Annotated in this window: 24 protein-coding genes; 12 read left to right on the top strand and 12 right to left on the bottom strand. The window is 64.0% G+C overall.

All coding sequences use genetic code 11. The features are described 5' to 3' along the window. Positions 1 to 253: 253 nt before the first annotated feature. Positions 254 to 2,074: an acyl-CoA dehydrogenase C-terminal domain-containing protein gene (locus tag ACKI1H_RS28150; protein ID WP_440467025.1), complete on the bottom strand. Its 1,821-nt coding sequence runs from the start codon at positions 2,072 to 2,074 to the stop codon at positions 254 to 256. Positions 2,075 to 2,265: 191 nt separating this feature from the next. On the opposite strand from ACKI1H_RS28150, the gene ACKI1H_RS28145 reads away from it, so the two are divergent. The 5 genes from ACKI1H_RS28145 to ACKI1H_RS28125 all read left to right on the top strand — a co-directional run bounded on the left by ACKI1H_RS28145 (position 2,266) and on the right by ACKI1H_RS28125 (position 5,775). Then, positions 2,266 to 2,682 (top strand): MarR family winged helix-turn-helix transcriptional regulator, encoded by a 417-nt coding sequence (locus tag ACKI1H_RS28145; RefSeq protein ID WP_440467024.1) that lies wholly within the window; start codon positions 2,266 to 2,268, stop codon positions 2,680 to 2,682. Positions 2,683 to 2,756: 74 nt separating this feature from the next. Further along, positions 2,757 to 3,950: an MFS transporter gene (locus tag ACKI1H_RS28140; RefSeq protein WP_440468923.1), complete on the top strand. Its 1,194-nt coding sequence runs from the start codon at positions 2,757 to 2,759 to the stop codon at positions 3,948 to 3,950. Continuing rightward, positions 3,947 to 4,069 carry a hypothetical protein gene (locus tag ACKI1H_RS28135; protein WP_280055972.1) on the top strand — a complete coding sequence of 41 codons (123 nt, stop codon included), beginning with the start codon at positions 3,947 to 3,949 and terminating at the stop codon, positions 4,067 to 4,069. The genes ACKI1H_RS28140 and ACKI1H_RS28135 overlap by 4 nt, the downstream gene beginning before the upstream one ends. Positions 4,070 to 4,117: 48 nt before the next feature. Beyond that, on the top strand, positions 4,118 to 4,669 hold the full coding sequence (locus ACKI1H_RS28130; protein WP_440467023.1) for a glutathione peroxidase: 552 nt from the start codon (positions 4,118 to 4,120) through the stop codon (positions 4,667 to 4,669). A 170-nt stretch (positions 4,670 to 4,839) separates the two neighbouring features. Beyond that, complete coding sequence (locus tag ACKI1H_RS28125; protein ID WP_440467022.1) at positions 4,840 to 5,775, top strand: DUF2167 domain-containing protein; 936 nt, start codon at positions 4,840 to 4,842, stop codon at positions 5,773 to 5,775. A gap of 172 nt (positions 5,776 to 5,947) precedes the next feature. Here the strand turns inward: ACKI1H_RS28125 and ACKI1H_RS28120 are convergent, their stop codons facing one another. Genes ACKI1H_RS28120 through purM form a run of 3 tightly spaced genes read right to left on the bottom strand, consistent with a single transcriptional unit; the run spans position 5,948 to position 8,386 of the window. After that, positions 5,948 to 6,664, bottom strand: a complete 717-nt coding sequence (locus tag ACKI1H_RS28120) for a DUF3108 domain-containing protein (protein WP_138526296.1) — start codon at positions 6,662 to 6,664, stop codon at positions 5,948 to 5,950. 10 nt (positions 6,665 to 6,674) lie between these two features. Then, positions 6,675 to 7,325, bottom strand: a complete 651-nt coding sequence (gene purN, locus ACKI1H_RS28115; RefSeq protein ID WP_138526297.1) for a phosphoribosylglycinamide formyltransferase — start codon at positions 7,323 to 7,325, stop codon at positions 6,675 to 6,677. Continuing rightward, on the bottom strand, positions 7,325 to 8,386 hold the full coding sequence (purM, locus tag ACKI1H_RS28110; RefSeq protein ID WP_440467021.1) for a phosphoribosylformylglycinamidine cyclo-ligase: 1,062 nt from the start codon (positions 8,384 to 8,386) through the stop codon (positions 7,325 to 7,327). Before purM ends, purN begins: the two co-directional genes overlap by 1 nt. 212 nt (positions 8,387 to 8,598) lie before the next feature. Between purM and ACKI1H_RS28105 the strand changes: the two genes are divergently transcribed. Both ACKI1H_RS28105 and hda read left to right on the top strand, forming a co-directional pair. Then, the gene (locus tag ACKI1H_RS28105; protein ID WP_440467020.1) at positions 8,599 to 9,639 is read left to right on the top strand and encodes a DUF2066 domain-containing protein; all 1,041 of its coding nucleotides are present in this window, start codon (positions 8,599 to 8,601) and stop codon (positions 9,637 to 9,639) included. Between the two features lie 145 nt (positions 9,640 to 9,784). Next, positions 9,785 to 10,489: a DnaA regulatory inactivator Hda gene (hda, locus tag ACKI1H_RS28100; RefSeq protein WP_024764559.1), complete on the top strand. Its 705-nt coding sequence runs from the start codon at positions 9,785 to 9,787 to the stop codon at positions 10,487 to 10,489. Between the two features lie 30 nt (positions 10,490 to 10,519). On the opposite strand, the gene ACKI1H_RS28095 is transcribed toward hda, so the two are convergent. The 3 genes from ACKI1H_RS28095 to arsC are packed head-to-tail and all read right to left on the bottom strand — an operon-like array spanning position 10,520 to position 11,916. Next, on the bottom strand, positions 10,520 to 10,969 hold the full coding sequence (locus ACKI1H_RS28095; protein WP_138526300.1) for a DUF2069 domain-containing protein: 450 nt from the start codon (positions 10,967 to 10,969) through the stop codon (positions 10,520 to 10,522). Next, entirely contained in the window at positions 10,970 to 11,566 is a 597-nt protein-coding gene (gene wrbA / locus ACKI1H_RS28090; RefSeq protein WP_440467019.1) for an NAD(P)H:quinone oxidoreductase, read from the bottom strand. Next, positions 11,563 to 11,916, bottom strand: coding sequence for an arsenate reductase (glutaredoxin) (gene arsC, locus ACKI1H_RS28085; RefSeq protein WP_440467018.1), 354 nt, complete (start codon positions 11,914 to 11,916; stop codon positions 11,563 to 11,565). Before arsC ends, wrbA begins: the two co-directional genes overlap by 4 nt. Positions 11,917 to 12,041: 125 nt before the next feature. On the opposite strand from arsC, the gene ACKI1H_RS28080 reads away from it, so the two are divergent. After that, positions 12,042 to 13,271 (top strand): YihY family inner membrane protein, encoded by a 1,230-nt coding sequence (locus ACKI1H_RS28080; protein ID WP_440467017.1) that lies wholly within the window; start codon positions 12,042 to 12,044, stop codon positions 13,269 to 13,271. Positions 13,272 to 13,428: 157 nt separating this feature from the next. Beyond that, a complete protein-coding gene (locus ACKI1H_RS28075; RefSeq protein ID WP_440467016.1) occupies positions 13,429 to 13,626 on the top strand; it encodes a hypothetical protein in 198 nt (65 codons plus the stop codon). 4 nt (positions 13,627 to 13,630) lie between these two features. On the opposite strand, the gene ACKI1H_RS28070 is transcribed toward ACKI1H_RS28075, so the two are convergent. Both ACKI1H_RS28070 and ACKI1H_RS28065 read right to left on the bottom strand, forming a co-directional pair. Further along, complete coding sequence (locus tag ACKI1H_RS28070; RefSeq protein ID WP_440467015.1) at positions 13,631 to 14,026, bottom strand: hypothetical protein; 396 nt, start codon at positions 14,024 to 14,026, stop codon at positions 13,631 to 13,633. A gap of 185 nt (positions 14,027 to 14,211) precedes the next feature. Then, a complete protein-coding gene (locus ACKI1H_RS28065) occupies positions 14,212 to 15,621 on the bottom strand; it encodes a PilZ domain-containing protein (RefSeq protein WP_138526305.1) in 1,410 nt (469 codons plus the stop codon). 30 nt (positions 15,622 to 15,651) lie between these two features. Between ACKI1H_RS28065 and ACKI1H_RS28060 the strand changes: the two genes are divergently transcribed. Beyond that, positions 15,652 to 16,122 carry a TlpA disulfide reductase family protein gene (locus ACKI1H_RS28060; RefSeq protein ID WP_440467014.1) on the top strand — a complete coding sequence of 157 codons (471 nt, stop codon included), beginning with the start codon at positions 15,652 to 15,654 and terminating at the stop codon, positions 16,120 to 16,122. Then, positions 16,122 to 16,397: an acylphosphatase gene (locus ACKI1H_RS28055; protein ID WP_138526307.1), complete on the top strand. Its 276-nt coding sequence runs from the start codon at positions 16,122 to 16,124 to the stop codon at positions 16,395 to 16,397. The genes ACKI1H_RS28060 and ACKI1H_RS28055 overlap by 1 nt, the downstream gene beginning before the upstream one ends. 3 nt (positions 16,398 to 16,400) lie before the next feature. Here ACKI1H_RS28055 and ACKI1H_RS28050 read toward each other — a convergent pair whose 3' ends face one another. Together ACKI1H_RS28050 and ACKI1H_RS28045 are read right to left on the bottom strand one after the other, a co-directional pair. After that, on the bottom strand, positions 16,401 to 17,357 hold the full coding sequence (locus ACKI1H_RS28050) for a hypothetical protein (protein WP_440467013.1): 957 nt from the start codon (positions 17,355 to 17,357) through the stop codon (positions 16,401 to 16,403). A gap of 8 nt (positions 17,358 to 17,365) precedes the next feature. Continuing rightward, on the bottom strand, positions 17,366 to 19,081 hold the full coding sequence (locus ACKI1H_RS28045; protein WP_138526309.1) for a proline--tRNA ligase: 1,716 nt from the start codon (positions 19,079 to 19,081) through the stop codon (positions 17,366 to 17,368). A gap of 111 nt (positions 19,082 to 19,192) precedes the next feature. Here ACKI1H_RS28045 and ACKI1H_RS28040 point away from each other — a divergent pair, with 111 nt between their 5' ends. Further along, entirely contained in the window at positions 19,193 to 19,600 is a 408-nt protein-coding gene (locus tag ACKI1H_RS28040) for a PaaI family thioesterase (protein WP_138526320.1), read from the top strand. Positions 19,601 to 19,685: 85 nt separating this feature from the next. On the opposite strand, the gene ACKI1H_RS28035 is transcribed toward ACKI1H_RS28040, so the two are convergent. After that, positions 19,686 to 21,008: an OprD family porin gene (locus ACKI1H_RS28035; protein WP_138526310.1), complete on the bottom strand. Its 1,323-nt coding sequence runs from the start codon at positions 21,006 to 21,008 to the stop codon at positions 19,686 to 19,688. Positions 21,009 to 21,664: the final 656 nt, after the last annotated feature.

Below are 21,664 nucleotides of genomic sequence, written 5' to 3'. Positions count from 1 at the left end.
AAAAAGCGCTGACCACCCTTGCATCCGGATGGGAGCCCCGTAGGGCGAATAACCTGGAACAGGTTATCCGCCGGCCCTTTAGCGGCGGATAACGCTGACGCGTTATGCGCCCTACAACGGGAGCGGTATCGGTGGGGCCGTAGGATGGGTGGAGCGCAGCGATACCCATGCTGCCGGTGTGCGGGATTGATGGGTATCGCTGCGCTCCACGCCATCCTACCGATAGCGGCAGGATCGAGTTTTCGTCTGCCGATCAGTCGAAGGCGAAGTGTTCCGTCTTCAATCCCATGATCGAGTGCACCGGCTTGGCCATCGCTGACGCATGCCCCTTGGCGCGCGGCAGCAGACGGGCGAAGTAGAAGTCGCTGGTAGCGATCTTGGCCTTGTAGAAGTCGCTCGACTCGCTGCCGCCCTGGCGCAGTCGCTTGCGTGCGGCGGCTTCCTGCAATGCCCAGGAATACGCCAGCGCGGCGTACCCGGAGAACATCAGGTAATCGTGGCTGGCGGTGCTTACCAGGTCCCGCTGTTTGCGGGCGGTCAGGGCGATGCGCAGGGTCAGCAGGTTCCACTGTGCGCAGAGCCTGAGCAGTGTGAGCGCGCGCCCGCGCATGGCCGGTTCCTGCTTGAGCAGGTCGACGGCGAACTTCGCCACCAGCCGGGTGAAGTCGCGCACGGCCTTGCCCTGGGTCATCAGCAGCACCTTGCGGCCGAGCAGGTCCAGCGCCTGGATGCCGGTGGTGCCTTCGTAGAGCGTGGCGATCCGCGCGTCGCGGACGATCTGCTCCATACCGTGTTCCTTGATGTAGCCGTGGCCGCCGAACACCTGCATGCCCAGGTTGGCGCTTTCCAGGCCCAGTTCGGTCAGGCAGCCCTTGAGGATCGGGGTGAGGAAGCCGAGCTTGTCGTCCCAGCGGTCGTACTCGGCGTTGTCGTTGGTCAGCAGGCCCTGAATCATCTTGTCGGCGTACTGGGTCGCCAGGTAGATCAGCGCGCGGCCGCCTTCGGCCACGGCCTTCTGGGTCAGCAGCATGCGGCGCACGTCGCCATGGTGCATCAGGGTGTCAGCGATCTCGCCCGGCTCCTTGGTGCCGGAGAGGGCGCGCATGGAGCGGCGCTCACGGGCATAGGCGAGCGCGCCCTGGTAGGCGAGTTCGGCGGTGGCGACGCCCTGGATGGCGGTGCCGATGCGGGCGCTGTTCATGAAGGTGAACATGCACTCCAGGCCCTTGTTCGGCTCACCGATCAGGTAGCCGGTGGCGCCGTCGAAGTTCATCACGCAGGTGGCCGAGGCCTTGATGCCCATCTTCTTTTCCAGCGCGCCACAGGTCACACCGTTGCGCAGGCCGAGGGTATTGCCTGCCCCCGGCAGGAATTTCGGCACGATGAACAGCGAGATGCCACGTGTGCCCTTGGGCGCATCGGGCAGGCGGGCGAGGACGATGTGCACGATGTTCTCGGTGAGGTCGTGCTCGCCGGAGGAGATGAAGATCTTGGTGCCGGTGATCGCGTAGCTACCGTCGGCGTTGGTTTCGGCGCGGGTCTTAACCTGGCCCAGGTCGGTGCCGCACTGCGGCTCGGTCAGGCACATGGTGCCGCCCCAGCGGCCTTCGGTGAGCGGGGTGAGGTAGGTCTGTTTCTGTTCCTCGGTGCCATGCTGCATGACGGTGTTCATCGCGCCCAGCGACAGCCCCGGGTACATCGAGAACGGCCAGTTGGCGGTGCCCATCATCTCCTGCTTGAGCGCGCCCAGGCTCATCGGCAGGCCCTGGCCACCGTATTCGACCGGATGCGACAGGCCCTGCCAGCCGCCGGCGACGTAGGCGTCGTAGGCTTCCTTGAAACCCTTGGGCGTGCGCACTTCGCCGTTCTCCAGGTGGCAGCCTTCCTCGTCGCCGCTGTGGTAGAGCGGGGCGATCACTTCCTCGCAGAGCTTCGCGCATTCACCGAGGATGGCGTCGACCATGTCCGGCGTGGCTTCGCCGCCGTTCACCAGATTCTGGTAATGGGTGGGGAAATCGAAGACTTCGTTGAGCAGGAAGCGGGTGTCGCGCAGCGGGGCTTTGTAGACGGGCATCGGGGACCTCGGACCGTGATGCGCCCCGTCGAAAGCGCGGGGCTGGGTGGCCGCAGTTATACGGCCGGTGCGCGCTGGTGCCCTTGGCTGCGCCAACGGCAAGCACTGGCAGATGGGACAATCGGCCAGATGGGACAATCGGTCGCGCCGGCCATTGACCGAATTGCGAATGCGGGTATATACATGCATTCATGCTGACCACCCAATGCCTTTGCACCAAGCTGCGCCGCTCGGCCCGTGCCGTGACCCGCATCTATGACGATGCCCTGAAGGACGTCGGGTTGACCACTGCGCAGTTTTCCCTGCTGCGGCACCTGTCGCGACTGGAGCAGCCGAGCATCTCCGACCTGGCCGATGCCATGGGCCTGGATCGCAGCACGCTGGGGCGCAACCTCAAGCCGCTGGAAGCCGATGGCCTGGTGAAGCTGGAAGAGGGTGAGGATCAGCGCAACCGTATCGTGGTCCTGACTCCGGCCGGACTCGAGCGCATCGTGCGCGGTCGCGATGCCTGGGATGCGGCGCAGCAAGATGTGGCTGCGCACTTGGGCGATGAAAAGCGCCGTCAGCTGGAAGCCTTGTTGGATGAACTGGCCGCGCTGGAGAGCTAGCGGCGGCCTGCGTGCACTGTGGAACAATGATTAAAAGCGGGTATATACCCGTGTAGGAGCAACTGATGTCGAAGCTGTCGCGCACAGGGTTCTGGATACTGCTATCCGGCGCCCTGATCCTCGCCCTGTCCCTGGGCATCCGCCACGGCTTCGGCCTGTTCCTGGCGCCGATGAGCGCCGAATTCGGCTGGGGGCGCGAGACCTTCGCCTTCGCCATTGCCCTGCAGAACCTGATCTGGGGCATCGCCCAGCCCTTCACCGGCGCCATTGCCGACCGCTTCGGCGCGATGCGCACGGTGGTGGTTGGCGGCATCCTCTACGCCACTGGTCTCGTGCTGATGGGCTATTCCGACTCGGCCTTCAGCCTGTCGATGAGTGCGGGCCTGTTGATTGGTGTCGGCCTGTCCGGTACGTCGTTCTCGGTTATCCTCGGCGCGGTTGGCCGCGCGGTGCCGCTGGAGCGGCGCAGCATGGCGATGGGCATCTCGGCGGCAGCGGGTTCCTTCGGTCAGTTCGCCATGCTGCCGGGCACCCTCGGGCTGATCGGCTGGCTGGGCTGGTCCGCTGCGCTGCTGGCGCTGGGCCTGCTGGTGGCCTTCATCGTGCCGCTGGCGGCGCTGATGAAGGACAAGCCGCTACCGATGCAGGGCCACGAGCAAACCTTGGGCGAGGCGCTGCGCGAGGCGGCCGGGCATTCCGGCTTCTGGCTGCTGTCCCTGGGCTTTTTCGTCTGTGGCTTCCAGGTGGTATTCATCGGCGTGCACCTGCCGGCCTACCTGGTGGACCGCCATTTGCCCGCCACCATCGGCACCACGGTGCTGGCGCTGGTAGGTCTGTTCAACGTCTTTGGCACCTACATTGCCGGCTGGCTGGGCGGGCGGATGAGCAAGCCCAGGCTGCTCACCGGCCTGTACCTGTTGCGCGCGGTGGTGATCGTCGCCTTCATCTGGGCGCCGCTGAGCGTCTGGACGGCTTACGCCTTCGGTATCGCCATGGGCCTGCTGTGGTTGTCCACCGTGCCGCTCACCAACGGTACGGTCGCCACGCTGTTCGGCGTGCGCAACCTGTCGATGCTCGGCGGCATCACCTTCCTGTTCCACCAGATCGGCGCCTTCCTCGGCGGCTGGCTGGGCGGTTACGTGTATGACCACACCGGCAACTACGACCTGGTTTGGCAGGTTTCCATCCTCCTCAGCCTGCTGGCCGGTCTGCTCAACTGGCCGGTGCGTGAGCGCCCGGTCGAGCGTGCCGCGTTGAGGGCGGCGTGAAGCGCCCACTGGTGATCGCTCTGGTGCTGGGACTTGGCCTGGCGGTGGCTGGTATTGCGTGGTGGGGCTGGCAGCGCGGCGGTCTTGCGCTGATGCAGCTGGGCATGGGCAGTTGCTGATGCATGGCGCGCGGGGTAGCGTGGCGGGATAACTCGAGGATCACTGCCATGCGCCTTTCCCTGCTCGCCCTGTCTCTGTTGTTGCCCCTGGCCGTGCAGGCCGCCGACTGCCCGGCGCTGCTCAAGACCCAGGGTGAATTGCCCAAGTTGCGCTCCAAGGATGTGCTCGACCTTTGCGAGCTCTATGCCGGCAAGCCCTTGCTGGTGGTGAATACCGCCAGCCATTGCGGCTTCACTCCGCAGTTCAAGGGCCTCGAAGCTGTCTACCAGAAGTACAAGGGACAGGGCCTGGAAGTGCTCGGCGTACCCTCTGATGACTTCAAGCAGGAGGATGCCGATGCCGCCGAAACCGCGAAGATCTGCTACGGCAACTACGGCGTGACCTTCAACATGACCTCGGTGCAGCACGTCAGCGGCGACGAGGCGATTCCGCTGTTCAAGGACCTTGCCCAGCAGGCCGATCAGGTTCCGCGCTGGAACTTCTTCAAGTACGTGGTGGACCGCCAGGGCAAGGTGGTGGCGGAGTTCTCCAGCCTGACCAAGCCGGATGATCCGGAGCTGCAGGCGGCCATCGAAAAGGCTATCGCCAGCCAACCCTGAGACTCGGGGAATCACGATGAAGCCGGGCCGATGCCCGGCTTTTTTGTGCGCCAGCGCAGGCGGAGGGGAAATTTCCTGTTACAGGTTTAGCCATGGAATGCGACAATTCGCGCCCGGCGGCATGGCAATTGGCCGCTGATGTCATGGATACGATTCAGGAGATTCACCCTATGGATGGCAAAGCTCTCTTCCTGGCTGCCTTGCTCGCACAGGCCATCGCCGCCCCGGCGTTCGCCGCTCCCGCTACCGCCAATCAGAGCGAAGCCCCCGCGGCTGCCGCTGCTCCCGTTCCCGCCGCCGAGTCGGACGAGGAGATGTCGCCCGAGACCTTCGTCGCCAGCCTGCACTTCCAGAAGGGCAAGGTGGTGGTCGGCGATAACCTCGCGACTTTCGATCTGCCGGAGAACTTCGTCTTCCTCGACGGCAAGGATGCCGAGCGCGTGCTGGAAGCCTGGGGCAACCCGCCCTCCGATCCACCGCTGGGCATGCTGATGCCGGCCGGCGTTTCGCCGTTCGCTGCCGAGTCCTGGGCGGTGACCGTGCAGTATGAGGAGAGCGGCTACGTCTCCGACGAGGACGCGGCAAAGATCGACTACGCGGAAATGCTCAAGGACATGCAGGACGACCTCAAGGAAGCCAACCCGCAGCGTGAGCAGCAGGGCTTCGAGTCGATCCAGCTGATCGGCTGGGCCGCGCCTCCGCGCTATGACGCGGCGGAGAAGAAGCTGTACTGGGCCAAGGAGTTGCAGTTCGGCGACGTCAAGGAGCACACGCTGAACTACAACATCCGCGCGCTGGGCCGCAAAGGCGTGCTGGTGCTGAACTTCGTCGCCGGCATGGAGCAGTTGCCGGAGATCGAGAAGAACGTCAGCAAGGTGCTGGCGATGACCGAGTTCAATCCGGGCAGCCGCTATGTCGACTTCAATCCCAGCGTCGACAAGGTCGCCGCCTATGGCCTGGGTGCGCTGATCGCCGGCAAGGTCGCCGCCAAGGTCGGCCTGTTCGCGACCCTGCTGGTGCTGCTGAAGAAGCTGTGGATCGTCCCGGCCCTGGCTATTGGCTGGATCGCCCGCCGCTTCAAGCGCAAGCCGTCGAGCGAAGGCTGATTCGTTTTTGTAGGACCGAGGGACGCCTAGTCCTTGCTCGCGAACAGGTATCCAGACGGCTCCGGCCTCAAGCGGTTCGCGAGCAAGCTCGCTCCTACAAAGTCAGGGGCACGTATCGCGCGAAAATGAAAAAGCCGGGCAATTGCCCGGCTTTTTCGTTTGCGCTGAAGGATCAGCCTTTCTCGCCCTGAACGGCCTTGCCGTTCACGGTGCCTTCCTTGAGCATGATCTGGTATTCCTTGCCGTCGGACTCCTGCTGGTACAGGCGCACGAGGAGGAAATCCCAATCCTTGGCGAACCAGAGGATGGTCTTGCGGTTGCTCTTGGTGGGATCGCGCACGCGCTCCACCTTGATGGCGGTGATCAGGCCGGCCTGGGTGCGGACCTTCTCCTCGCCGAGCACGCGGAAGTCGTAGGTATCGGTGTCGGTACCCTCGATCACCTGGTAGCTCATGGCCTTCTTGCCGACGGCCACGTCATGCTGCAGCGCGAGCTGGTAGGTGGACTTGTCCAGCTGGCCCTTGTTCAGCGGCTGGCGCACCTGGTCGCCACGGTCGCTGCCCAGCACCTGCTTCTCGGCCCAGTCGAAATCGAGCTCGGTCTGCTTGTTCTTGCCAAGACCCTCGCGGGCCCAACGGTAGGTCAGCGGCAGGTAGGTGTCGTTCTCGACCTTGAACGTGCTGTTTTCGGTCAGGCTGGCGAGCAGCATGGAGGCCTTGAAGTTCAGCTCCCAGCGGCCACCGTCGCCTTGCTTGAGGCTGCGGGAGGCCGTGCCGCTGATGGGCATCTGTTTCCAGTCGGCGGTGTAGCTGGCGTCGAACGGTTCCAGCTCATAAGCCTGGGCCGGCAAGGTCAGCACGGCCATCAGGAATAACAGAGCTCTACGCATCGCGAATCTCCTAGGTTCGGTACGAATGGCCGGATGCGGGCAGAAGCTCCCCATCCAGCGTGGCGCCTTGTTCACCCAGCCGTACTCGGCCTTCGGCAAACCAGCGCATGGCCAGCGGATAGATCACATGTTCCTGCACGTGAACGCGCTGCGCCAGCGTTTCCGGCGTGTCGTCAGACTCTACCGGGATTGCCGCCTGTACGACCAGAGGACCGCCATCAAGTTCCTCGGTGACGAAGTGCACGCTGCAGCCGTGCTCGGCATCACCGGCCTCCAGCGCACGCTGGTGGGTGTGCAGGCCCTTGTACTTGGGCAGCAGGGACGGGTGGATGTTCAGCAGGCGACCCTGGTAGTGACGCACGAAGTCCGCGCTGAGGATGCGCATGAAGCCGGCGAGCAGCACCAGGTCGGCGTTGAAGCCGTCGATGGCCTGGATCAGCGCGGCATCGAAGCTCTCGCGGTCGGCGTAGGACTTGTGGTCGAGGAAGCGAGTCTCGATGCCGGCCTGGCGCGCACGCTCCAGGCCGTAGGCGTCCGCGCGGTTGGAGATCACCGCACGGATCACTGCCGGCGTGTCAGCGCCGGCGAGACTGTCGATCAGGGCTTGCAGGTTGCTGCCGGAGCCGGAAATCAGCACCACGACATTGCAAGGTGTGGACATCAGTGGCCTTTCAGGTTGTTCAGGACCACGCGCTCGGCGTCGGCGGCGCAGGCGTCGATGCGGCCGATGACCCACGGCTGCTCGCCGGCGTCGCGAAGGGCCTTCAGGGAAGCCTCGACCTGATCCTGTGCAACGCAGATGACCATGCCCACGCCGCAGTTCAGCACGCGGTGCATTTCGGTCTCGTCGACGTTGCCTTTTTCCTGCAGCCAGTCGAAGACCGCCGGGCGCTGCCAGCTGGCCACGTCAACCACGGCCTGGGCGTTGTCCGGCAGGACGCGCGGGATGTTGTCCAGCAGGCCGCCACCGGTGATGTGGGCCATGGCCTTGACCGCGCCGGTCTGCTTGATCAGCTGCAGCAGCGGCTTCACGTAGATGCGGGTCGGCGCCATCAGCAGGTCGGCCAGGGGCTGGCCGTTCAGTTGGGTGGCTTCGATGTCGGCACCGGAGACTTCGATGATCTTGCGGATCAGCGAGTAGCCGTTGGAGTGCGGGCCGGAAGAGGGCAGGGCGATCAGGGCGTCGCCGGCGACTACCTTCGAGCCGTCGATGATCTCGGACTTCTCCACCACGCCGACGCAGAAGCCGGCGAGGTCGTAGTCTTCGCCTTCGTACATGCCTGGCATCTCGGCGGTTTCACCACCAACCAGGGAGCAACCGGCCAGCTCGCAGCCGGCGCCGATGCCGGTGACCACGGTGGCAGCCACGTCGACATTGAGCTTGCCGGTGGCGTAGTAGTCGAGGAAGAACAGCGGCTCGGCGCCGCAGACGACCAGGTCGTTCACGCACATGGCGACCAGGTCCTGGCCGATGCTGTCGTGCTTGTTCAGGTTCAGCGCCAGGCGCAGCTTGGTGCCGACGCCGTCGGTGCCGGAGACCAGCACAGGCTGCTTGTAACCGGCCGGGATTTCGCACAGAGCGCCAAAGCCACCCAGGCCGCCCATGACTTCCGGACGTGCCGTGCGCTTGGCCACGCCTTTGATGCGTTCGACCAGGGCTTCGCCGGCGTCGATGTCCACACCGGCGTCCTTGTAGCTCAACGAGGGTTGCTTGTTGCTCATAAATCCAGGCCTATAGAAGGGATGATTCGTCTTGCCGCCGGGTGCGCCGTTCGCGCTTCCCGGCCTGCGCGGGAGGCGCGGGATTTTATCAGGCTTGCCCGGCAGCGGCCATCTCGCGCTGTTGCCGCTGGCCGGACGGCTGTTTAAGGTATAGGCCTTCCTTGCCAGCTCGCTGCGTGCTGGCATCTTCGTTTTTGCCGCGAGAGCCCGCCATGCGCCTGACCGCCCGCCTGTTGATCCTCTGCCTGTCACTGTTCAGCCTGCCGTCCTTCGCTGAAACGCTGGGCAACCTGTACCAGGTGCACGAGCCGGTGGCCTCCCAGCAGCCGGACGAGCGCAACGCCGGCCTGACCCGCGCCCTGCAGACCCTGGTGCTGCGCCTGACCGGCAATGCCGGTGCTGCACAGAGTCCGGCCCTGGCCGGCTACTTCAAGGACCCGCAGCAGCTGATCAGCCAGTATGGCTTCGAGAACGGTCCGCCCATGGCGCTGGTCGTGGACTTCGATCCGACCGCCACCGACAACGCCCTGCGCCAGGCCGGCCTGCCGGTGTGGGGCGCCAGCCGTCCGAGCGTGCTGGCCTGGTGGCTGAACGAAAGCGCCAACGGCAGCAGCCTCGTAGGCGACAGTCAGGAGGCCTCCGCCCCGCTGAACCGCGCCGCCCAGCGTCGCGGCCTGCCGCTGCGCCTGCCGATGGCCGATCTCGGCGAACAGCAGGTTGGCACGCCCGAGAACCTCAACGCCGCCCAGCCCGATGCACTCAAAGCAGCCTCCGAGCGTTACGGCGCCGACGCCCTGTTGGCGGTGGACGCCAAGGAAGCCGACGGCAAGTGGACCGCCACCTGGCGCGTGTGGATGGGCGACAGCCGTGAACAGGGCCAGGCCCAGGGTGATACGCCGGACGCGCTGGCTGATGCGGTGATGCTTGGTGTGTCGCAACGCCTGTCGCAGCGTTTCGTCGGCTCGGCAGGCTCGGCTTCGGCCCAGGTCCTGCAGATCGAGGGCGCCGACCTGGCCCGCTACGCCGAAGTTTCGCGCCTGCTGGAGCCGATGGGTGCCAAGCTGGTGGAGGTCCAGGGGAACAAGCTCGTCTACCGCGTGACTGCCAGCACCGAGCAACTGCGTGCGCAACTGGTACTGGCCCGACTGCAGGAGGCCCCGGCCGAACCGGCGCAACCGGCGGTCGACGCCAATGGCCAACCGGTACCGAGCGCGGCCGTGCCGACGCAGAACACGCTGCGCTTCCACTGGTGATGAGCACTCCGGGAGCGGGCAAAGTCCCGCTTCCCGGCGCCGGTGGCTCTGAGTCGCACGTGGTAGCTGCGTTATCCTTCTGATTTGGATAAACTTTCAGTCACCAAGGCCCACCCCAAGCGATTGAAGAAACGCCCGGCCCGGCATGACTCCTATGCAGCTCCCACTCAGCGTACGTCTGCGCGATGACGCAACGTTCGCCAACTACTACCCCGGTGCCAACGCCGCGGCGCTCGGCTATGTCGAGCGTCTGTGCGAGCCCGAGGCGGGGTGGACGGAAAGCCTGATCTACCTCTGGGGCGCCGAAGGCGTGGGCCGCAGCCACCTGCTGCAGGCTGCCTGCATTCGTTCCGAGCAACTGGGTGAGCCGTCCGTCTACCTGCCGATGGCGGACCTGGTGGCCTACGGCCCGGAAATCTTCGACAACCTCGAACAGCGTGAGCTGGTGTGCCTGGATGATCTCGACGCGCTGGCCGGCAAGCGCGAGTGGGAAGAGGCGCTGTTCCACCTGTTCAACCGTCTGCGCGATTCCGGTCGCAAGCTGCTGTTGTCGGCCTCGGTGTCGCCGCGCGAGCTGGGCGTGAAGCTGCCGGATCTGAAATCGCGCCTGACCCTCTCGCTGATCTTCCAGCTGCACCCGCTGACCGACGACGAGAAGCTGCGCGCCCTTCAGCTGCGCGCTTCGCGCCGTGGCCTGCACCTGACCGACGAAGTGGGGCGCTTCATCCTCACTCGCGGCGCGCGCAGCATGCAGTTCCTCTTCGATCTGCTGGACGAACTGGACAAGGCCTCGCTGCAAGCCCAGCGCAAGCTGACCATCCCCTTCCTCAAGGAAACCATGGGCTGGTAAGCCCCGGTTTCCCCGATTCCCGGTTTCCGATCAGGCGCTCGTCGCTTCCTGCTGTGGCTCCTGGCCTTCGCCAGCCAGCTTGCGGTCGTACTGGAAGCGCCAGCGCGTGTACATCAGCGCTGAACAGAACAGCGACACGCTGAGGATGATCTCCGCCCAGCCGAAAATGGCGTGGTTGGGATCGAAGGCGTTGAGCACGCCGAGGATGAAGTACAGGTTGATCACGTAGCACGCCCAGGCATGGCCACGGGCGCTGCCGATCAGGATGCCCGGCGCCACTACCAGCAGCGGCAGCAGCTTGAAGCCCAGGAACGCCCAGGGCACCCAGCGCGCGCCACCGTGGGCGTCGGCGAACAGCAGGTCCCAGATGACGATGAGCAGGATCAGCCCGATGAAGCTGCCGAGGGCGACCGCACGGCTGGCGGCCAGCCGGGGTTTGAGCCATTCCATGGGCGGCAGCGGTTTGTTCTTGCGGGCCATTCAACTCTCCAGTTTGCGGGCGACTTCGGCCAGGCGCTTTCCGAGCGCGCGGCACAGGGTGATCTCGTGTTCGTCCAGGCTGCGCTTGCCGTCGGCAGTGGCGAAGTGGCTGGCGCCATAGGGCGTGCCGCCGCCGCGGGTTTCCAGCAGGGCGGGCTCGCTGTAGGGGATGCCGGTGATGATCATGCCGTGGTGCAGCAGCGGCAGCATCATCGACAGCTGGGTGGTTTCCTGGCCGCCGTGCAGGCTGGCGGTGGAGGTGAAGACGGCGGCCGGCTTGCCGACCAGGCCACCGGTGAGCCACAGGCTGCTGGTGCCGTCGAGGAAGTACTTGAGCGGCGCGGCCATGTTGCCAAAGCGGGTCGGGCTGCCGAGGACCAGGCCGGAACAGTCCTTCAGGTCATCCAGGGTGGCGTAGAGCGCGCCTTCAGCCGGGATGTCTGGGGCGACGGCCTCGCATTCGGTAGACACTGCGGGCACCGTGCGCACGCGCGCTTCCAGGCCGCCCTGCTCGACGCCACGGGCGATCTGCCGCGCCATTTCGGCGGTGGCGCCATGGCGGCTGTAGTAGAGGACGAGGACATAAGGCGCGCTCAAGGCAGGATCTCCAGTACCTTCTCCGGCGGACGGCCAATCACTGCCTTGTCGCCGACGATGACGATCGGACGCTCGATCAGCTTGGGATGGCTGACCATCGCCTCGATCAGTTGGTCATCGCCCAGTGCCGGGTTGGCCAGGTTCAGTTCCTTGTATTCGTCCTCGCCGGTGCGCAGCAGCTGGCGCGCGCCGATCCCGAGCTTACCCAGCAGCACCTTGAGTTCAGTGGCGCTGGGAGGGGTTTCCAGGTAGCGGATGATCTGGGGCTGGATGCCGCGTTCCTCGAGCAGTTCGAGGGCGCCACGGGATTTGGAGCAGCGCGGATTGTGGAAAATTGAAATCTGGCTCATGTGCCGGGACTCGCAAGGCCGATGAAGTGGCGGCTATTCTAACCGCCTCCTCGGACTGGACTGAACCGCTGTCGTTCGCCGCGATCTACGAGGACGGTTTTTTCAGTGCAGCCAAAGGACACTTCATGCACGAACGCTTGCAGGGCCTGGTCGAATTCGGCCGCTATCTGGTCCAGCGCTTCCTGGCCGACAAGGCGCCCAACAGCGCTGCGGCCCTGACCTACACCACGCTGTTCGCGGTCGTCCCGATGATGACCGTGACCTTCGCCATGCTCTCGGCCGTTCCGGCCTTCGAGGGCATGGGCGAGCGCATCCAGCTGTTCATCTTCCGTAATTTCGTGCCCTCCACTGGCGAGGCGGTCGAGGCCTACCTGCGTAACTTCACCGTGCAGGCGCGGCATCTGACCTGGCTGGGCGTGGCGTTCCTGGCGGTCACTGCCTTCACCATGCTGGTGACCATCGAAAAGGCTTTCAACGCCATCTGGCGCGTGCGCCAGCCACGCCGGGGCGTAACGCGCTTCCTCCTGTACTGGGCGATTCTGAGCCTGGGCCCGCTGCTGCTGGGGACCGGCTTCGCGGTATCCACCTACGTGACTTCGCTGTCGCTGCTCTCCGGCCCCCACGCGTTGCCTGGCGCGGCGATGTTGCTGAAGTTCATGCCGTTGCTGGCCAGCGTGGCGGCCTTCACCCTGATCTACGCGGCGGTTCCCAACGCGCGGGTGCCGTTCCTGCATGCCCTGGCCGGCGGTGCCTTCACCGCGATCCTGTTCGAAGCGGCCAAGTCGCTGTTCGGCTTCTATGTCAGCTTCTTCCCCGGCTACAAGCTGATTTACGGCGCTTTCGCCACGGTACCGCTGTTCCTGCTGTGGGTCTGGTTGTCCTGGCTCATCGTGCTGTTCGGTGCGGAGCTGGTTTGCAACCTGTCCTCGACCCGGCTCTGGCGGCATCGGGCGATGCCGCGCTTGCTGGTGGTGCTGGGGGTGCTGAGGGTGTTCTTCGATCGCCAGCGCCATGGTCTGCCGACGCGCCTGGCGCACCTGCACCGCGCGGGATGGCTGTTGCCGGAAGACGAGTGGGAAGAGGTGCTGGATTTCCTGGAGGGTGAGCAACTGGTCTGCCGCGCGGGTTCTACTACCGCGGCCTGGGTGCTGTGCCGTGATCTGGGCAGCTACAGCCTGCATCACTTGCTCAACCGCAGCCCGTGGCCGCTGCCTTGCCTGGAGGCACTTCCGGCACAGCTGGACGAGCCCTGGTATCCGGAATTGCGTGAGACGCTGGCGCGTTATCAGGCGGATCGGCAGGAGCTGTTTGGCGACAGTCTGGCGAAATGGTTGAAGCCGTCACATTCCGAGTGACGCAAAACGTCAGTTTGCGGCGAATCTGATTCTGTTGCGGCTTTGTACCACTTCAGAAATGCGCCAATTCTCGCTATTTCAGAATTGGCACAGTTCTGGCTATGGAGGTTTCAGGACACAGGAGTCCTTCAGAAGTTCCTCCAAGGCCATCGAATCCATGAAAAAAGACCAGAACAACGTAGTGCACCTGCATCAGCGCGATCTGTCGAGCGCCCTGGAGCGGTTGAATAGAATCACTGGTCTGCAATTCAGCAGCTGGCCTGAGTCGCTCTTGCCTTCGGTCTCGCAGGAAGCTGCCGAATCCGCCGCGGTCGAGCCGTCGGACGACGATACCCTGGTGCGCCAGCTGGGCTGAATCGTCAGAGGCTGGTGGCTACCGGGCGCGTTGCGCCGGCCTGCTGTTCCACCGCCTGCATGAAGACCTCTTCGGCGATGACCCGCGACAGGGGTATGGCCGCGCGCAGCTTGATCTGCGCATCCTCGATCCGCTGGGAAAACGCCAGGCGCGCCACGCCTGACAGCAGGATGCGGCTCTGCTTGTTGACCGTGCCATGGTCAATCACCACTTCCCGGCTGCGCTCGCCATCGCGGTAGTTGAGCAGCAGCGTCACCGGCAGTTCTGCCACCCCGGGCAAATGCAGCCAGACCGCGACATTGAAGTCGGCCAGTCGCCCCCCGTTGGCCGCATTGGCCGGCCGTGCGCTGGCGACAATATGGCTGGGAACCTTGCTGACAAGCTGGTCTGTAGGCTGCATCGGGCTGTCCTGTCGATGGAGGCTGGCGTACATGGCGCCAGTCGCATTCTGAAGGCCGCTGAGTAATCGGCGAGCGAGAGTCGTCCCGAGAGTCAGAACGAACGTTCGAATTATAGGGACAGGGTTCCCAGGCATTCCGGGCCTACTGCCGATCTTGCCTGTGACATCTCTCCCAAAATCGACAATCAGGCCAGGCGCAGTGGGTGGCGAGCTACCAATGACGTGCTGAGGTTGGCCGCGGGCAGCGGCAGGATGGTCTGGTTGTCGAAGCTGGCCAGTTGCAACCAGAGGTTCTCGCCTTCGACGAAGTTGCCCTGGGGTACCCAGAGTCCGTGGTACCAGCCGTTGCCGGGTTCCGGAGTGCTTTGCAGGACGCCAGGGTGACGCTGGGCGTCAGGTGCGCGACGCAGCCAGACTGGCCGGGGAAGCCCTTTGAGATAGCGCAGACCAAGATGTAGCCCATCGCCGTTGAGGTGCCGCCAGCGCACCACGGCGAGGGTGGGGGTGCCAGCGTTGCCAGGGATCAGCAGCAACTGACCGACGGGGAATTGCCCGGCCTGCTGGCCCGGACACAGGATTCGTGCGCCGCCGGCGCTGGCGTCCATCAGCATCGCTTCCCGGCAGGGGCTGGCGGAGCTGTCGAGCAGGTGCTGCTGAATGGCTGCCAGGCCGACCACCAGGCGGCAAGTGCCGCTCTGTTCGGCTCGCTCGTGGCGGCGCGCCTGGTGCCCGAGCCAATGGTGACGGACACGCTCCAGCAGCGCGCCCTGGTCCAGGCGGCGCAGCGGCGCCGGGTCGTGCAGGGCAATCAGCAGGGCGCCCAGTTCCAGTCGGCGCAATTGTTCGGCCGGAGCATCCGTCGCTCGCTCGGCGGCAAGGCAGGGCTCGTCCGAACCCAGGTCCACGACAAAGCCTTCCTGTTCCTCGTCGTCCCAGGGCAGCAGGCGTCCCAGGGTGGCCAGCGGCGCCAGGGCGGTAAACAGCTGAGGCGCTTCGCCCTCGGTCAGGTGGAACGGGTTGCTCAGGGCCAGCAGCAGTATCTGCTGGTACAGCCCACGCAAGGTGCCGGCCGGGATAGGGTCGAAAGCCGCCGCCACCGGCTCGTCCAGGCACTCCTGGTGTTCGCCGATCCAGTACAGCAGGTGGCTATCGCGCCACAGGCTGCCTGGTGGCTGCTGGTACTGCTGATAGTGACGTAGCAGGGCCTGGGCGAGGAAGTGCTGGGCCATGTACAGGCACCAGGCCATGTGGGGGCGCGACGGCTTGCGACCGTGCAGGATTTGCAGCAGCAGACGCTTGAAGCCGGCGGCCAGTTCGCTGCAGAAGTGCACGAAGAGCGCCGGAGGGGTCTTTTCCTGGCGGATCAGCCGTTCGTAATGCCGGTATTCTTCGCTGAGGCTTTGCAGGGCGCGTTGTCTTTCCAGTAAGGTCAGCGCGCATCGGTTGAGGCGGAACAGCGTGCCCAGGGCCTTCTGCAAACCTTCCTGCAGGGGCTGCTGTCGCGATTCCTGGAGCCTGACCGCCAGATTGCTCATTGCCTCGGCATCTTCTTCGAGGATGTCCGGCACCTCCAGGCGCAGGGCATCGAGCATCATGACCACCCCGCATACACGAGGATTGAAGGCATGGGAGTGCGGCTCCGTATTGTGATGGGCTTGATGGCCGGCCTGATCCTGGCCGGCTGCTCGGCGGACTATGGCACCGATCAGCATGGACAGAAAGTACCCGCTGCGAGTTTAGATGGCCAGTGGCTAGTCATTAATTACTGGGCGGAGTGGTGTGCACCCTGCCGCAAGGAAATTCCCGAGCTGAATCACCTGGCGGAGGAGGGCAAGTCGAAGGGCTTCCGGGTGCTGGGGGTAAACTTCGATGGACTGCGCGACGCAGACCTGGCGAAGGCATCTCAGGCTCTCGGTGTGCAATACACCGTACTGGCCGACGACCCTGCTTCGCGCTACAGCCTGCCGCGCAGCGAAGCGTTGCCTGTCACTTATATCGTCGACCCTGAGGGCAAGCTGCGCGAGCAGTTGCTCGGTGAGCAGACCGCCACGGGCCTGCAAGCGCGCCTGAGCGCATTGCGCGAGGAGAAGCAGTGATGGCGAGGATCTGTCTGCATGGTTACATCAGCGGCAAGGTACAGGGCGTCTATTACCGCCAGAGCACCCAGGAGCAGGCCGAACGCCTGGACATCGATGGCTGGATTCGCAACCTCGAGGACGAGCGCGTCGAACTGTTGATCGAAGGTGAGGAAGACGCGGTGCGCGAGCTGGAGAAGTGGCTGGCGCGCGGCCCGGTGAAGGCCAAGGTAGCGGCGGTGGAGCTGAAGCCGATGACACCCCAGGGCATCACCGGCTTCATCGTTCGTCGCTAGGCGTCAGTTGCTGACGCCGGGGTCCGCTGCCAGGCGACCGGCGTCGGTCATCAGGCTGTGGAGGAACTCCTTCTGCAGCTCCGGATCGTTGCGGGTCAGCTCGATCAGGCTCTGTTCCAGTTCGCTCGCTTCCTCTTCCAGACCAAGGTCGGAAAGGCGTTTGACCCGGTGTACCCAGTGGTGCACGTCGTCACCTTCCAGGTCGTCGTAGATCAGCGCGTGGGCTTCCTGCAGCTTGCCGCGCAGGGAACGGCTGACCAGCAGGCTGGCGTCGGCACGGGTGTCGTCCGAAGGGTCCTGGACGCTGAACTGCAGGCGGCCGATGCGGCTGACTTCATCGTCACTGAAGGGGCCTTCGAGCAGGTTCAGGCGCAGTACACCGTGGCGGTCAGTGAGCAGCTCCTGGGAGTTCTTGCCGGCGGTGACGGTCACCGGGCGCTCCGACCAGGGCAGGCTGGAGTACTCGGTGCGCTTATCGCGCTGCTTCTCGTCGATCGAGGCCAGGTTCTGCTCGGCGCGGCCGTTGGACTCGACGTTCATGAACGGGTTCATGCCGTCGATGCCGTAGCGGATCCAGCCGCGGGTAACGCTTTCGGGCAGATTGCCCAGGGCGAACACGTTGACCACATTGGCGCCGATACCGCCGACGAAGGCCACGACGCCCAGCGGCATTTCGTACACCTTGCGCCAGCCCTGGTAGGGCGTGTAGCGGTCGTAGCGCCGGGTGACCTCGAACTCGGTGACTTCGAAGGTCTTCTGTTCCTGCACGCGGATGCGGCGCTGCGGCAGTTCCAGGGTGCCCGGCGTGCCCACATCGATCTGCAGGCTGTGGTCGAGCAGTTTGCGCTCGACACGCTCTTCATGCTCGCTGCGTTGCGGCAGTTGGTTGGCGCAGCCGCTCAGCAGGAGGCTGCCGCACAGGGCGGCAGCCGCGAGGCTTGTGGTACTTCCGGTGGACATCGCTCTGCTCAGTTGCGGATCTTGGCCGTGATGAAGGCTTGCAGGTCGGACAGGGCGACAGGCTGCGACTCGGCGTCACGGCGGCCCTTGTACTCCAGGGTGCCTTCGTCCAGGCCGCGCTCGCTGACGACGATGCGGTGCGGGATGCCGATCAGCTCCATGTCGGCGAACTTAACGCCGGGGCTGGTCTTCTTGTCGCGGTCGTCCAGCAGCACTTCGAAGCCGGCGGCGGTGAGGTCCGCGTAGAGCTTGTCGGTGGCGGCGCGCACGGCTTCGTTCTCGTACTTCATCGGCACGATGGCGATCTGGAAGGGCGCCAGGGCGGCCGGCCAGAGAATGCCGCGGTCGTCGTAGTTCTGCTCGATGGCGGCGGCGACCACGCGGGACACGCCGATGCCGTAGCAACCCATGATCAGGGTGACCGGCTTGCCGCTCTCGCCCAGTACGGAGAGCTTCATGGCTTCGCTGTACTTGGTGCCGAGCTGGAAGATGTGACCGACTTCGATGCCGCGACGGATGATCAGGGTACCCTTGCCGTCCGGGCTCGGGTCGCCTTCGACGACGTTACGCAGGTCGGCGACTTCCGGTACCGGCAGGTCGCGCTCCCAGTTCACGCCGAAGTAGTGCTTATCGTCGACGTTGGCGCCGGCGGCGAAGTCGCTCATCAGCGCCACGGAGCGGTCGATGATGCAGGGCAGCGGCAGGTTCAGCGGGCCGAGGGAGCCGGGAGCGGCGCCGATGGCGGCCTTGATGTCCGCTTCGCTGGCCATCTGCAGAGGGGCGGCTACCAGCGGGTGGTTGCCGGCCTTGATCTCGTTGAGTTCGTGGTCGCCACGAACGATCAGGGCGATCAGCTTGCCTTCCTCGGCGGCGTGTACCACCAGGGTCTTGATGGTCTTCTCGATCGGCAGGCCGAACTTCTCCACCAGGGCGGCGATGGTCTTGGTCTCGGGGGTGTCGACCAGGCGCAGTTCTTCGCTGGCGGCGCCACGAGTGCTTTCGCGGGGCAGGGCCTCGGCCTTCTCGATGTTGGCGGCGTAGTCGGTGGATTCGCCGAAGACGATGTCATCCTCACCGGAGCCGGCCAGCACGTGGAACTCGTGGGAGCCGCTGCCGCCGATGGAGCCGTTGTCGGCCTGTACGGCGCGGAAGTCCAGGCCCAGGCGAGTGAAAATCTTGCTGTAGGCCTGGTACATCACGTCGTAGGTTGCCTGCAGCGAGTCCTGGCTGGCATGGAAGGAGTAGGAGTCCTTCATGATGAACTCGCGACCGCGCATCAGGCCGAAGCGCGGACGGATCTCGTCACGGAACTTGGTCTGGATCTGGTACATGTTGATCGGCAGCTGCTTGTAGCTGTTCAGTTCGTTGCGCGCGAGGTCGGTGATCACTTCCTCGTGGGTCGGGCCGACGCAGAAGTCGCGGTCATGGCGATCCTTCAGGCGCAGCAGCTCGGGGCCGTACTGCTGCCAGCGGCCGGATTCCTGCCACAGTTCGGCGGGCTGGATGGCGGGCATCAGCACTTCCAGGGCGCCGGCGGCGTTCATCTCTTCGCGAACGATGGTCTCCACCTTGCGCAGTACCCGCAGACCCATTGGCAGCCAGGTGTAGAGACCGGACGCCAGCTTGCGGATCATGCCGGCGCGCAGCATCAGCTGATGGCTGATGACGACCGCATCGGAAGGGGTTTCTTTCAGGGTGGACAGCAGGTACTGACTGGTACGCATCTTTGGCCGTTTTGTCGGTTGCGAAGGGAGATATAGGCTGGGCATTGTACGGTGCAGGTCTGGCTGCGTACAGGGCGCGGCGGGCGGAGACGGAGGAGTGGCGTGAGTCGTTTGAATGCAGCCCAGGTACAGGCGTTCATCCGCGCGGGATTACCCATGGCGGACGACATGGATTTACGCATCGATGCACTGGAAGGGCGCAGTGCCTTCGTGCGAGTTCCTTTCCACGACCGGATGGTTCGCCCAGGCGGAACGGTATCCGGCCCCACCATCATGTCGCTGGCGGACGCGGCGATGTACGCGGTGATCCTGGCGCAGCTGGATAACGTCGAGATGGCCGTTACTTCCAATCTCAATATCAACTTTCTCAGCAAGCCGAAGCCGGAAGACCTGTTGGCGGAAGCGAAGATATTGAAGCTGGGGCGTCGGCAGGTGGTTTGCGAAGTAGCTGTCTACTCGGTCAGCAATCCGCAAGAGTTGGTTGCCCATGTAACGGGCACCTATGTATTGCCGATGTAACAGATACGTTCGAAGTTGTAGGTAAGTTGCAATAAAAAAGCCCGGCAGAAGCCGGGCTTTTTAGTTACCTGCAGTTCGTTCTGGATTACAGAACGGACAGCGGGTAGTCGATGATCAGGCGGAACTCATCGACGTTGCCTTCAGCCTGGTCGGCGTTGGCGCGGTGCCAAGCCTGACGAGCACGGAAGGACAGGTCTTTTGCCGGGCCGCTCTGGATGACGTATTTGGCTTCCAGGTTGGTCTCACGGTGTTTGCCGTCCGGACCATAGCCGTAGTTGGCGTAGGGGCTGTTCGGATCGATCTTGTCGCCGTCGATGTCCTTACCGTAGATGTAACGGCCCATGAAGGTCAGGCCCGGAACACCGTACTCGGCCATGTTCAGGTCGTAACGGCCTTGGATGGATTTTTCACCCGGGCCGTTGAAGTCGGAGTACTGAACGGAGTTGGCGAGGAAGATCGAGTCGCCGCCAGCGTTGTTGTCGCCGATACCGATGTAGTCGAACGGAGTGTTGCCGTTCACTTTCTGGAAGGCGAGGGTCAGGGTGTGCGCGCTGATGGTGTAAGCAGCGGCCAGCGAGAAGGTGTTGTTGCTGATGTCGCCGAGTTTGGCGGAACCTTCGTCGCGGGTGTTGTAGTAGTTGAAGTCCAGGCCGAGGGACTGATTGTCAGCGATCGGCAGGGTGTAGTTCAGGTTGACGTAGTACTGGTCCCACAGGTCTTCGACCTTGGCGCCGTACAGCGAAGCGGAGAGTTGGTCGCTGATGGCGTACTTGCCGCCCACGAAGTCAGCGCTGTTGGCGGTAACGCCACCGTACTGGGACCAGATCTCACCGTCACGGTTGGTGGTGTCCTGACCGGTACCGGAGTAGAAGTGACCGCCTTCCAGGTCCAGGCCGTCGATTTCGCTGCTCATCAGGCTGAAGCCGCTGGCGGTTTGCGGCAGCAGGCGGGTACCGCCTACAGCGAACACCGGAGCGGTGGGCTGCATGTCGCCGAATTTCAGCTCGGTCTTGGAGATGCGGATCTTGACAGCTGCGCCGGCTTTGCCGAAGTCGTCAGCCTTGTCGCCGTCATCGTGAACCGGCAGGTTGCCAGTGCTGCCGTAGCCGCTGCCACCGTCGAGTTTCAGACCCAGGTAGCCGAAGGCGTCAACGCCGAAACCCACGGTGCCTTGGGTGAAGCCGGAGTTGTAATTGGCCCAGAAACCCTGGGTCCAGTCACGGGCGTCGGTGGCGCCGTCTTTCTTGTTGCGATTGAAGTAGTAGTTGCGAACCAGGAAGTTCAGGCTGCTGTCTTCGACAAAGCCCTTGGCGTCAGCCTGATTGCCTACGAAGGGTTCGGCCATTGCCAGTTGTGTGCTGCCTGCAGATACCGCCAGGGCGATGGCGCTCCACTTCATCACTTTCATTGTGATTGCTCCTTTGGTTTTGAAATTATTTGCCATCACTAATGCCGCGGTGACGGCTCTTTCTTTTTTTGTCGGCGCTAACTTATAGCACGCGTGTTCAGTTGGCGATAGTTGCCCAAATGAACACACAAAATCTTTACGGGACTGTCGCAAAGCTGCATGACGCATGTCGCATTCAAGCAGTTCTCATGTTGCAAAAAGAGATTGCCCCCTGATTGCTTCAATGATGCTTCAGTCCTTGTGGCTCTCTATTCCATTGACCACTTCTTTAGTTCTCCCGCCTCCGCGTCCACTTCTCCAGAAGGGGTGGCCGTCGGTGCGCTGTCCTTGCCTCTAGCAACAACCGTGCACAAATGCCCGGAGCTGCCTTCACAGTGCTCGTCTTGCGACGTGTTGACGCATTTCACGGCTTCTGTTGAGGATTTGCAACAAGGGCGAGCGGCGATGTCGTTTTCGGGCATGCCGTAGTTGTGGCGGTTGAATCGATTTTTCGCCGCCATTTGCGTGGAATCACGTGCGAATTCCTGCACGCACCTGCTGTCGGGATATGCCCATTCGCGTCACGCCCCATGCTGGTGCGGGGGCTGGAATGTGCTGCTTCAGCGCGGGGCGTCGATCGGGCGTGTTCGCCCGCGGGGCTCTCTAGTATCCTTCGC

Origin of the sequence: Pseudomonas sp. YH-1 (genome assembly GCF_051990045.1) — a bacterium.
Lineage (GTDB): Bacteria > Pseudomonadota > Gammaproteobacteria > Pseudomonadales > Pseudomonadaceae > Pseudomonas > Pseudomonas nicosulfuronedens.
This window is presented reverse-complemented; position numbering and strand designations above follow the sequence as displayed.